A 13,099-nucleotide genomic window follows, 5' to 3' on the forward strand; every position below is an offset into this window, starting at 1 on the left:
CGTGTTCTCAGCTAACTTTGCCTGTCCAAAGTGTGGCTACAGCATGCAAGAGCTTGAGCCGCGCCTATTCTCATTCAACAATCCTGCAGGTGCATGTGGTACGTGTGATGGACTTGGTGTTCAACAATATTTTGATCCAAGTCGAGTGATTTTAGATGAGAACCTAAGCATTGCAGAAGGTGCAATAAAAGGCTGGGATCAGAAGAATTATTACTATTTTCAGATGCTAACGTCGCTATCAGACCATTATGGTTTTGATCTGTATGTGCCATTCAACTCTCTGCCGAAAAAGACTCAAGAGATCATTCTTAAAGGCTCAGGGCGTACTGAAGTGGAATTCAAGTACATCAATGACCGAGGTGATATTCGAGTCAAACGTCATCCGTTTGAAGGCATCTTAAATACGCTAGAACGTCGCTACCGTGATACTGAATCTAGCGCGGTGCGTGAAGATCTTGCCAAGTACATATCAACGAAGTCGTGTTCTAGCTGTGATGGTACGCGCTTAAGATTAGAAGCTCGAAATGTCTTCATTGGCGATACCACACTGCCAGAAATCGTTCAGCTCAGCATTGCTGATGCACTAGAGTTTTTCCAAAACTTATCGCTCAGCGGTCAGCGTGGTCAGATCGCTGATAAAGTAATGAAAGAGATCAATGATCGTCTGCATTTCTTGGTGAACGTTGGTTTGAATTACCTGAACCTATCACGCAGTGCAGAAACGCTGTCTGGTGGTGAAGCGCAAAGGATTCGTCTAGCAAGTCAAATTGGTGCTGGTTTAGTGGGTGTTATGTATGTACTCGATGAACCATCAATTGGCCTCCACCAGCGCGATAATGAACGTCTACTGCAAACTTTGGTTCACCTCAGAGATCTAGGAAATACAGTGCTTGTTGTTGAACATGATGAAGACGCAATCCGTTGTGCTGACCATGTTATCGATATCGGCCCAGGTGCGGGTGTGCATGGTGGACACGTGGTCGCAGAAGGCACCATGCAAGACATCATCGAAAACCCGAATTCTTTAACCGGGCAATACCTGAGCGGCGCCAAAGAAATTGAGATACCAAAACAAAGAACGCCTATCGACAAGAAAAAGGTCGTCGAGATCGTTGGCGCAACGGGGAACAACCTAAAGAATGTCACTGCGACGATCCCTGTAGGCTTGTTCAGCTGTATTACGGGGGTATCGGGGTCAGGTAAATCTACACTAATCAATGACACCTTCTTTAAAGTTGCCCACACTCAATTAAACGGTGCAACAACTGCAGTTCCGGCAAAGCACAAAAAGATAAAAGGCTTAGAGCATTTCGACAAAGTGATCGATATTGACCAAAGCCCTATCGGTCGCACACCAAGATCAAACCCTGCAACCTACACTGGTATTTTCACGCCAATTCGAGAGTTATTTGCCGGTACCCAAGAATCACGATCTCGTGGCTACAAGCCAGGTCGATTCAGTTTTAACGTTCGTGGTGGTCGCTGTGAAGCGTGTCAGGGAGACGGTGTCATCAAAGTAGAGATGCACTTCTTGCCAGATGTGTATGTGCCGTGTGATGTGTGTAAAGGTAAGCGTTATAACCGTGAAACTTTAGAAGTTCGCTACAAAGGCAAAACCATTGACGAAGTTCTAGAGATGACAGTGGAAGATGCTCGAGAATACTTCAACCCTGTTCCTGTTATCGCTCGTAAGCTACAAACATTGATGGATGTTGGCCTTTCCTACATTCGTCTAGGACAAGCGGCAACAACCTTATCTGGCGGTGAAGCGCAGCGTGTTAAATTAGCGCGTGAATTATCTAAACGAGACACGGGAAAAACCTTATACATTCTTGATGAACCAACAACAGGTCTTCATTTCCACGATATCCAGCAGCTATTGACGGTATTACATAGGCTGCGTGATCACGGTAATACGGTTGTCGTGATTGAGCACAACCTAGATGTCGTCAAAACAGCAGACTGGATCTTAGACCTTGGTCCAGAAGGTGGTCAAGGTGGTGGTGAGATTGTTGCAGAAGGTACACCTGAAGATGTGGCATTAGTCGAAGGTTCGCACACTGCTCGCTTCCTTAAGCCTATGTTAAATTTGAAGTAGGTGTAAAATAGCGCCCTGCGAGCAGACAGAAAAATGTTAAAGTAACAGAGCTTGTTTCAGAAGGAACAAGCTCTGTTTTTATAAGGTTAGGGATTTATGGCAACAATACACACTAGCGGTACCCAACTAGAAAATCAGGTAACTCAGCTACCACTCAATAAAGCATTTCTGGCTTCTTTAGCTGTTGTATTCTTGTTAGCCATGCATTTTTTCATGCCGAATCCTGGAGGCTCAGGCCTTGCGTTATCGTTTAACCCAACCACTTGGTTAGCTCTTAGCTTTACGTTAGCAATTGGCTTCTACCAACTCGCGACTAACCGAGTACTCAAATATTCCAAGTTAACCGTTGGCTTGCTGATCAGTTGCGTGATACTTACGCTACCCACGCTTTACAGTAACGCCTTTCCTCAAGCCGCATCTGGTCGACTACTGGGATTGTGGGCGGGCTTCGCTTTATTCGTCGTACTACAGCAATTTAAGTTCAGCAATAAACACAAGCAACGCATGTTGTGGTTCATTGTGCTTGCTGTGGTTATACAAGCACTCTTTGGTTACGTGCAATATTTCTTACTGGAACCCGGTAATCTATTTGGTTACAACACAACGGCTAATCGACCTTACGGGATATTCCAACAACCGAATGTAATGGCCAGCTTTTTAGCTACCGGTTTTGTGCTTTCAGCGTATCTTTTAGCGAGACAGCCCGCTAAATATAATCACAAAATTAGCGAGTCATTCTTACTATACCTAGCCCCAACCTTAACCGTACCTTTGCTGATCATCATTGCATCACGTACCGGATGGTTGGCTGCCGTCATTGGGTTTGTCTGCATTCTGCCTTATCTATACAAGTTCTCGACCAAGAAACGCTTCTACGGATGGTGCGCATCAGTGCTAGTCGGTATCGTGGTCGCTTTTTCGGTAATCAGCCTCAGTACAACTGATAGCCTCGCAAGTAAAAGGGCTAACTTAGAAAGCCCACGAGCTTATACCTTTCCACAAGCGCTCGATATGATGATCGAAAAGCCATTTACAGGGTATGGCTACGGGAAGTTCGAATCCGAGTACACGCTATACACAGCTCGCCAGCATCAACTCAACCCAAATTATCATCCCGGCCTTCCTTCAATGGATCACCCGCACAATGAGTTCCTGTTTTGGGGGGTTGAGGGCGGAATAGTACCAATCATCGGGATCTTGATTGCTGCGTTCTTAGTCATGTCACGTATAGCAAGCTCAGCGAAGGGAACACGTCTAGCACTGCTCGCACTATTTATACCGATACTCTTACATTCTCAGCTCGAGTACCCTTTTTACCACTCAGCGATTCACTGGATAACATTCATCATCTTGATTTACTGGGTCGATCAACGAGCTTCTCGTCACTATCAACAGCCGTTTAGTATCGTTAGTAAAACCCTGTTTAGAGTGTCTAGCTTGGTGGTTCCGATCTTGGTGAGTTTCTATATGTTGAGCGCGCTGCATACCAATTATGTCCTGACTCAATTTGAACTTTCTAAACCCAAAAACCCGGATATTCTTAAGCAGGTAACGAACCCTGTAGTCTGGAAAGATCGCTATGATTGGGACGTATACAGCACCTATCTAAATATCGGCCTCTACAAAGCTGATCCTAGCTTGATCCAACCTTATATAGATTGGTCGTTAGAGATCATAAAACGTAAGCCAAGGCCTGCTTTCTACAGCAACCTGATTCTAGCGTATCAAGGATTAGGCGATCACAGTAAAGCCGAACAAATTCGTAGTGAAGCGAGCTTCTTGTTCCCAAATAGAGACTTTTCCAAGGTTCAATATAAGAAAATATCGGAAGCTGAAAACAACATTTCTTCTGCTAAATGACGTCACGGAATCTAGAGTTAATTCACCATATTGACGTTTAGTCTAGACACAAAAAAGCGCACGATCTCTCGTGCGCTTTTCTTTTGAACTTGAGTTTATTACCGCTATTTTAAAACGTCTTGCAACGCTTTTAAGCACAAAGCGACATTCTCTTTTCGAGCGCCATAACCCATTAAACCAATACGCCAAGCCTTGCCAGCCAAAGAACCAAGTCCTGCGCCAATTTCAAGGTTATATTCTTCTAGAAGTTGTGTTCTGATTTTGGCTTCATCGATTCCTTCAGGGAAATAAAGCGCATTGAGCTGCGGAAGACGACTCTCTTCATCAACCACAAACTTTAATCCTAGTGCTTCTACGCCTTCTTTAAGCTCTTGGTGCATCGCATGGTGACGTGACCACGCATTATCCAGGCCTTCATTTTTCAATAAAACCAACGACTCATGCAGAGCATACAGGCTATTCACGGGTGCCGTATGGTGGTAGCTACGCTTGCCTTCTCCACTCCAGTAACCCAATACTAAGCTTTGATCTAGGAACCAGCTTTGTACCGGAGTTTGACGTGCCTTCATCTTCTCAACCGCACGTTGAGAGAAAGTCACCGGAGACAGGCCAGGAACGCAAGATAGACACTTTTGACTACCTGAATACACCGCATCGAGTTGCCATTCATCAACCAACAATGGCACACCACCTAATGATGTCACCGCATCCACAATCGACAACGCATCAAACTGACGAGCGACTGCTGAAATCGCTTGAGCATCCGATAACGCTCCAGTAGACGTCTCTGCATGCACAAATGCGACAGCAACTGCATCGGGGTTTTCTGCCAATGCCTTTTCGACCTTTTCAACGGAAACGGGCTTGCCCCACTCATCATCAACAAGGATCGCTTCACCACCACAGCGCACAACATTCTCTCGCATACGTTCACCAAAAACGCCATTGCGACAAACAATTACCTTCTCACCGGGCTCAATCAAGTTAACAAAACAGGTTTCCATACCTGCGCTGCCCGGCGCAGAAACAGCAATCGTAAACTCATTTTCAGTTTGGAATGCATACTTAAGAAGTTGTTTCAGTTCATCCATCATCGCGATAAATAACGGGTCGAGGTGACCAATAGTTGGACGGCTCAAGGCCTGCAAAACTTGAGGAGAAATGTCTGAAGGCCCCGGCCCCATTAACGTTCGGTGTGGCGGATAAAAGCTCTCGATAGCAGTAGTGAGTGTTAAATTAGACATGTACATCCCTTACGTTAATGTTGTGAACAATCCACCCTAAAGCAAATCGATACCGTCATCAATTAGCTAAAAGTATTGAGGTCACACCAGTGTCACATAATTGTTAAAATTATTTTTTAAATATCTCCAGTTACGGATTGACATTGTTACCGCAAACACGTTCAATGAAATGGCTATCTAGCAGAAGAGGAGCACTGCCCAGGCAGATGTTTTGTGGAACCGCATTTCCAATACAAAGCATCAAGGGGGAGCAGTGCCGAGATAATAAAAGGATGCAGGACCTTTATTATCGGTTGAGCGGGCTGAATCCCGGCAACTGTCGCCATTTCTATATGGTGAAGAGCTTCTGAGGTTACTATTCTAATAATTCCTCTCTTTTTGCTCTAAATACTCTCTTCGAAAAACATCGGACGTTGGATTACCCAACAGTAATTTTATTTTAGGAAGTCGTGGGAGATATATCGTGAGTGCATCTAATGTAGCTGGTTCTTTTAATGTCGCTAAGTTTGGTGGAACAAGTGTTGCCAACTTTGAAGCAATGAGCCGTTGTGCTGCCATTATTGAAAATAACTCGAATACGAAACTGGTTGTGAGCAGCGCGTGCTCAGGCGTCACCAACTTGCTGGTTGAGCTAGCGAATGGTGTCCAAGACAAAACTCGTCGTCAGGAATTATTGACGCAATTGACTGACATTCATAACGCGATTCTTGATCAGCTAGCTGACCCAATTAGCATTGAAAAAGATGTGCACTGCATTCTCGATGACATTGCGAGTGCAGCCGAAGCGGCATCATTCCAAGCCAGTACTAAACTCACCGATCACCTAGTGGCATGTGGCGAACTGATGTCGACACATATCCTCGCTCAAATCATTCGCGAGCGTGGCACACCCGCTGTCCGTTTTGATATCAGAGAAGTGATGCGCACCAATGGTGACTTCGGCAAAGCAGAACCACAGTTAAAAGATATTGCAGCCTTAGCACAACAGAAATTGATTCCACTATGCCAGCAACAAGTTGTCGTTACCCAAGGCTTTATCGGCGCCGATAGCGAAGGTAACACCACAACGTTAGGTCGTGGTGGTAGTGATTACTCAGCGGCACTGATTGCAGAATCAGTACAAGCGATTGGTTTAGAAATCTGGACTGATGTTCCGGGCATCTACACCACGGATCCACGTATCGCATCGAAAGCATCTCCTATCCCAGAGATCAGCTTCAGCGAAGCATCGGAAATGGCAAACTTTGGCGCGAAGATCTTACACCCATCGACTCTAGTCCCGGCACTACGCCATCAAATTCCGGTATTTGTCGGCTCATCAAAAGCACCAGAGCTCGGTGGCACATGGATTCGTCAACAAGTTGAAAGCTCCCCTCTGTTCAGAGCGCTTGCCCTACGCTGCAATCAAACCATGGTTACGCTACGCAGCGCTAACATGTTCCATGCTTATGGCTTCCTCGCAAAAGTGTTCGAGATCCTCGCTAAGCATAAGATCTCTGTCGATCTTATCACTACCTCAGAGATCAGTGTCTCACTCACTCTCGATCAAACAGATACATCGGGTGGTGCTCCTCAGTTACCAGAAGCCGCTCGAATTGAACTTGAAGAGCTGTGTTCTGTGGATATTGAACACGACCTATGCCTTGTTGCTCTTATTGGTAACAACATGAGTGAAAGCAAAGGCTATGCAAAGCAGGTCTTCGGCACTCTAGAAGATTTCAACCTACGTATGATTTGTTACGGAGCGAGCCCACATAACCTGTGCTTCTTGCTTGATGAATCTGTCTCCAAGTTAGCGATTCAAAAGCTGCATCAAGAGCTGTTTGAATAAAACGACGCTTGCTCGATTAGTTTAAACTCACCAAACGACAGATACAAAAAGGGTTGCTCTTAAGCAACCCTTTTATTTTTACGAATCAAAACCCGTCATAGATTCAAACTAGTTAATGTTTGGACCTAACCACTTCTCAGCTTCCAACATATCCCAACCTTTACGGTCGGCATAGCTATCCACTTGATCTTGTTGAATCTGTGCAATAGCAAAGTATCGGGCATCAGGATGTGAGAAATACATACCAGACACTGAGGCACCTGGCCACATTGCGTAACTCGTGGTTAGCGACATGTCGATTGCTTTTTCAACGTCCATCAACTCCCACAACGTGCCTTTCTCTGTATGCTCTGGGCAAGCAGGGTAACCCGGGGCTGGACGAATACCTTGGTACTTCTCTCGAATCAAATCGTCGTTAGACAAATTCTCATCAGGTGAGTAGCCCCAAATGTCCTTTCTCACTTCTTTATGCAAGTATTCAGCGAACGCTTCAGCCAATCGGTCTGCAACCGCCTGAATCATGATCGCGTTATAGTCGTCGCCTTTCGCTTTGTAATCATCAGCTAGCTCTCGCTCACCAATACCACCCGTTACTGCAAAACCACCAATCCAATCTGCTTTACCGCTGTCTTTTGGCGCAATGTAATCTGACAAACAGTAGTTAAATCCTTTTGGCTTTTCGGTTTGCTGACGAAGGTTGTGCAGAACCTTTAGTACCTCGGTACGAGATTCATCGGTATACACTTCAATATCATCACCAACACTGTTCGCTGGGAACAAAGCGCACATACCACGAGCTTCAAGCAATTTCTCTCTTTCTACTCGATCTAATAAATCATTGGCGTCTTTAAATAAGCGCTTCGCCTCTTCGCCTACTTCTTCATGATCAAAAATTGCCGGGTACTTACCAACCAAAGACCACGTCATAAAGAACGGAGTCCAGTCGATGTACTGACGTAAAGTAGCCACATCAAAGTCCTTGAAGATGTGTACTCCCGGTTTAGCGGGTGCAGGGGGAGTATACGCATTCCAATCGATAGCAACTTTATTGGCACGCGCTCTCTCTAGCGAGACTGGCTTAGTGCGCGGCTTTTTGCGGTTGTGTTGATCGCGAACGCGATCGTAATCAATATCCAACTTCTCAACAAATGCAGGCTTCAGTTCGTTAGAGAGTAGAGAAGTACACACACCAACAGCACGTGAGGCATTGTTTACGTAGACCACAGGTTCAGAGTAGTTCTGTTCAATCTTAACGGCTGTATGCGCTTTAGATGTGGTTGCTCCACCAATTAAAAGAGGCAGTTTAAAGCCTTGTCTCTCCATCTCTTTAGCCACATGAACCATCTCATCCAATGAAGGAGTGATCAAACCCGAAAGACCAATGATATCGACGTTCTCTTCTTTAGCGACCTTAAGGATCTTTTCACATGAAACCATCACGCCTAAATCGATAATTTCGTAGTTATTACACTGCAAGACAACGCCCACAATGTTTTTACCAATATCGTGAACATCGCCTTTTACGGTCGCCAGTAAGATTTTTCCGTTAGTCGCACCAACGTCTTTGGTTGCATTAATAAATGGTTCTAGATGGGCTACCGCTTGCTTCATAACACGGGCAGATTTCACCACTTGAGGAAGGAACATCTTACCTTCACCAAAGAGGTCACCAACTACGTTCATGCCATCCATTAATGGACCTTCAATCACCTCGATAGGACGAGAAGCATTAACACGAGCTTCTTCGGTATCTTCAACAATAAAGTCGGTAATACCTTTCACTAAAGAGTGTTCTAAGCGCTTTTCTACTGGCCAAGTACGCCACTCTAAAGCCGATTTATCTTCAACTTTTCCAACTGCACGCTCTAGATACTCAGTCGCAATATCGAGCAAGCGCTCTGTTGAATCGTCTCGACGGTTTAGAACCACATCTTCAACGGCTTCACGTAAATCCTCAGGCACATTATCGTAAATCTCTAATTGCCCTGCATTTACGATACCCATATCCATACCGTTTTTAAAACAGTGATATAGGAATACTGCGTGGATAGCCTCACGAACGTAGTTATTACCGCGGAACGAGAATGAAACATTCGACACACCACCCGAGATCATCGCATGCGGAAGATCGCGTTTGATGTCCCCTACTGCTTCAATGAAATCGACCGCATAGTTGTTATGCTCATCAATACCAGTAGCCACTGCGAAAATGTTTGGGTCAAAAATAATATCTTCTGGCGGGAAACCGACTTCATCAACAAGAATATTGTAGGCATTAGTACAAATCTCGACTTTACGCTCTCGAGTATCAGCCTGTCCTAGTTCATCGAACGCCATCACAATGACAGCTGCGCCATAACGACGAACCAGTTTAGCTTGCTCGACAAACTTTTCTTTCCCTTCCTTCAATGAGATAGAGTTAACGATGCCTTTACCCTGAATACATTTCAGGCCCGCTTCGATAACTTCCCATTTTGAAGAGTCGACCATGACTGGTACTTTCGAGATCTCTGGCTCAGACGCACATAGATTAAGGAATTTAACCATACACGCCTCAGCGTCTAGCATCCCTTCATCCATGTTGATATCGATGATCTGAGCGCCGTTCTCAACTTGCTCTCGAGCAACACTCAAGGCTTCGTCGTAAAGCTCTTCTTTAATCAATCGCTTAAATCGAGCAGAGCCGGTAACGTTAGTACGCTCACCGACGTTTACAAATAGAGACTCTTTGGCAATCGTTAATGGTTCTAAGCCAGATAAACGGCAAGACACAGGCAAATCAGGTAATTGACGTGGAGTTACGCCTTCAACGGCCTCAGCCATGTGACGTATATGTTCTGGCGTTGTACCACAACAACCACCAATTAGGTTCAAGAAGCCACTCTCGGCCCATTCCTTAACGTGTTCAGCCATATCTTCAGGAGAAAGGTCATACTCACCAAATGCATTAGGTAAACCCGCGTTAGGGTGAGCGGAAACGTTACATTCTGAGATACGAGACATCTCACCAACGTACTCTCGCAGTTCGTCAGGGCCTAATGCACAGTTCAATCCAAATGAGATAGGTTTAACATGACGAAGGGCATTGTAGAAGGCTTCTGTTGTTTGCCCTGAAAGCGTACGACCTGATGCGTCAGTAATTGTACCGGAGATCATCACTGGAAGAGTAATACCCACTTCTTCAAAAACAGATTCAACCGCAAAAGAACATGCTTTTGCATTTAACGTATCGAAGATAGTTTCGATAAGAATAAGATCTGAGCCGCCTTTGATAAGTGCTCGTGTCGATTCGGAGTAAGCTTCAACAAGCTCATCAAAGCTAACATTACGATAGCCCGGATCATTAACGTCTGGAGAGATAGAACAAGTTCGGTTAGTTGGACCTAACACACCCGCTACGAAACGAGGTTTGTCTGGGGTCTTTGCCGTCCATTCGTCTGCCGCTTCACGAGCTAATTTTGCAGCTGTAAAGTTAATTTCTTCGCTAAGGCTTTCCATATCGTAGTCGGCCATAGCGATGGTTGTAGAGTTAAAGGTATTGGTCTCGAGGATATCAGCACCGGCTTCCAAATATTCCATATGGATATCTTTGATAAGCTTAGGTTGTGTAAGTACCAAAAGGTCGTTGTTACCTTTTAAATCACTATGCCAATCAGCAAAGCGCTCACCACGATAGTCTTGCTCTTCCAATTTATAATCCTGAATCATGGTACCCATGCCACCATCAATCAGTAAAATTCGTTGCTTCAACAGAGCGTCAATCTTTTGCCTTACATTACTTCCCACGGTACAACCTCATTCCTTTAATTATCTCTCCATCCTACCACACATTAAAAAGGAGTCTAGACGTCTAAAAGATGAAATTGATTACCAAGTCATGACAAAAAAATGTTTGCTATTTGAGCATGAGACAACGAAAATTCATATTCATACTTTGTTACATGTTGGGATCCCAATGTCGGTCTATTACACCTTATGCTTCTTGTCCGCAGCTGCCATGCTTATTGCTTTCGTGAATACCAAAATTGGTAAAATGCAGACAACCATCGCCATTACAGCTGGCTCAATGATGTTATCTCTATTAATTATCATTGCGGGACAAAACAATTGGTTCCAATTGGCTGACATCGCCTCAGAAACCGTTGCCAGTATCAACTTTGAAGATTTCCTCCTGAAAGGAATACTGGGATTCTTACTCTTTGCAGGTGGTTTGGGGATTAAATTACCTAATCTAAAAGATCAGAAATGGGAAATAACGGTACTCGCTCTTGGCGCTACACTGTTTTCGACATTCTTTATTGGCTTTGTACTGTATGGATTCTGTCAGTTTATCGGTATTCAATTTGACTTAATTTATTGCTTACTTTTTGGTTCTCTAATCTCTCCAACCGATCCAATCGCTGTATTAGCAATAGTGAAGAAGCTCGATGCTCCCAGACGAATCTCTACTCAAATCGAGGGAGAATCTCTATTCAACGATGGTTTTGGCCTAGTGATCTTCGTTACCCTATTTACCATTGCGTTCGGTACAGAAGCACCGACTGTAGGTAGCGTGACCATGTTATTCGTCCAAGAGGCTATCGGTGGTATCGTCTATGGCTTTGTTCTAGGTTTAATATTCCATTACCTAATCAGCAACACCGATGACCACTCGATGGAGTTGCTATTAACCATAGGTATTCCGACGGCTGGTTATGCATTTGCTGAAGTCCTACATGTATCAGGACCGTTAGCAATGGTGGTATCAGGTATCATGATTGGCAACTGGACGCGCTTTATTGGGTTCTCGAAAGAGAGTGAGGATCACTTAGACCACTTCTGGGAATTAATCGATGAATTCTTAAATGGCGTATTGTTCTTATTGATCGGTATGTCGATGTTGCTATTCAAATTCCACCAAGAAGACTGGATCTTAATGGCGTTCGCAGTACCTCTAGTGCTAAGCGCACGCTACCTAAGTGTTTTCTTGTCTTATATCGGATTCAAACGCTTTAGAACTTACAACCCTTGGTCAATCAAGATCTTAACTTGGGGTGGTTTGCGTGGTGGACTAGCTCTAGCCATGGCACTTTCAATCCCTTCAGGTATCTGGGTGATTGAAGACAAGGCAATAGATGTTAAAGAGATAATCCTCGTGATGACATACGCTGTTGTTGTGTTCTCAATCTTAGTCCAAGGTTCAACAATTACTCCGATGATAGAGAAAGCGAAACAAGCTGAGAAAGAGTTAGATTAACATCAAGATATCAAACTAGGCTGCCTAATTTAGGTGGCCTTTTTTATACCTGATGAAAGTCAGATTCGCCGATTTCCTCACTGAAAATCTAGCTGAAAGGTATACATGAACAATAGAACTTACCACGGCGTTTACTGCACTGTTATTGAAGCAACCAAAAGCCTTTATGTTGGGTAAACATTAGATTTAATCGGGACTAAAGCGAAGACGAATGGTGTTTAATCACGCTGCCGACAACATGATAAGAACGCTCTTAGCCAGCAATCTTTCCGGAAGTGAGGCTATGCAAAGAACTCGTTTTTTGCAACGCAAGCGAGTCTACTCACTTTAGAACAGACTTCAGTTGTATAAGCATTCCTTCCGGAAAAATAATTAGACTCAAGGCCTAACAGGTATAGCTTTAGTCACTACCAGAAACTACGGAGAGAGATGAGTGCTGAACGAAAGCTCTAGTGTTCGACTAAGCCTTTAAATACGGCAAGGTTGTATTTAGTAGGTATTAAGCGGTTCGATTAAATAGGGGGAGCTAAAGGAGCACTTAATACTTCTAGCGTTACATTAAAAGTGACAGGCATAAAAAAGGCTCTAGCATTTCTGCTGGGACGCGCAGCCTAGATCCTTAAATATGGTAGGACTGGACTGAGCCGGCACTCCGGAGATTTGAACTCCCAGCACGCGCTGTTTTGGTAAGTCGAGGAATCAGCTGCTTTAGATTCAGAAAGCAAAAAGGCCCTAGCATTTCTGCTAGAGCCTTAAATATGGCAGGGGTGGAGAGATTCGAACTCCCAACACGCGGATTTGGAATCCGCTGCTCTGCCAATTGGAGCTAC

General features: G+C 44.5%; 6 protein-coding genes and 1 riboswitch. Of the genes, 4 read left to right on the forward strand and 2 right to left on the reverse strand.

Annotation, left to right across the window (positions count from 1 at the left end):
- On the forward strand, positions 1-2,098 hold a 2,098-nt coding region (gene uvrA / locus AACR09_RS23065; protein ID WP_228010848.1), incomplete at its 5' end, for an excinuclease ABC subunit UvrA.
- A gap of 96 nt (positions 2,099-2,194) precedes the next feature.
- Complete coding sequence (locus AACR09_RS23070) at positions 2,195-3,958, forward strand: PglL family O-oligosaccharyltransferase (protein ID WP_102535523.1); 1,764 nt, start codon at positions 2,195-2,197, stop codon at positions 3,956-3,958.
- Positions 3,959-4,062: 104 nt separating this feature from the next.
- Here the strand turns inward: AACR09_RS23070 and AACR09_RS23075 are convergent, their stop codons facing one another.
- Positions 4,063-5,202: a pyridoxal-phosphate-dependent aminotransferase family protein gene (locus AACR09_RS23075; protein ID WP_004735978.1), complete on the reverse strand. Its 1,140-nt coding sequence runs from the start codon at positions 5,200-5,202 to the stop codon at positions 4,063-4,065.
- Between the two features lie 176 nt (positions 5,203-5,378).
- A riboswitch (Lysine riboswitch) is annotated at positions 5,379-5,556 on the forward strand.
- 109 nt (positions 5,557-5,665) lie between these two features.
- Here AACR09_RS23075 and lysC point away from each other — a divergent pair.
- Positions 5,666-7,033 carry a lysine-sensitive aspartokinase 3 gene (lysC, locus tag AACR09_RS23080; protein WP_004735980.1) on the forward strand — a complete coding sequence of 456 codons (1,368 nt, stop codon included), beginning with the start codon at positions 5,666-5,668 and terminating at the stop codon, positions 7,031-7,033.
- A gap of 108 nt (positions 7,034-7,141) precedes the next feature.
- On the opposite strand, the gene metH is transcribed toward lysC, so the two are convergent.
- Positions 7,142-10,819 carry a methionine synthase gene (metH, locus tag AACR09_RS23085; RefSeq protein ID WP_193835764.1) on the reverse strand — a complete coding sequence of 1,226 codons (3,678 nt, stop codon included), beginning with the start codon at positions 10,817-10,819 and terminating at the stop codon, positions 7,142-7,144.
- Between the two features lie 169 nt (positions 10,820-10,988).
- Here metH and AACR09_RS23090 point away from each other — a divergent pair, with 169 nt between their 5' ends.
- Entirely contained in the window at positions 10,989-12,269 is a 1,281-nt protein-coding gene (locus AACR09_RS23090) for a cation:proton antiporter (protein WP_017078851.1), read from the forward strand.
- The last annotated feature ends 830 nt before the right edge of the window (positions 12,270-13,099 follow it).

The organism is Vibrio sp. OPT20 (assembly GCF_963889365.1).
Lineage (GTDB): Bacteria > Pseudomonadota > Gammaproteobacteria > Enterobacterales > Vibrionaceae > Vibrio > Vibrio splendidus.

Coding starts and splice junctions, on each gene's coding strand:
- AACR09_RS23070 (WP_102535523.1), top strand. CDS start 2,195: ATGGCAACAATACACACTAGCGGTACCCAACTAGAAAATCAGGTAACT.
- AACR09_RS23075 (WP_004735978.1), bottom strand. CDS start 5,202: ATGTCTAATTTAACACTCACTACTGCTATCGAGAGCTTTTATCCGCCA.
- AACR09_RS23090 (WP_017078851.1), top strand. CDS start 10,989: ATGTCGGTCTATTACACCTTATGCTTCTTGTCCGCAGCTGCCATGCTT.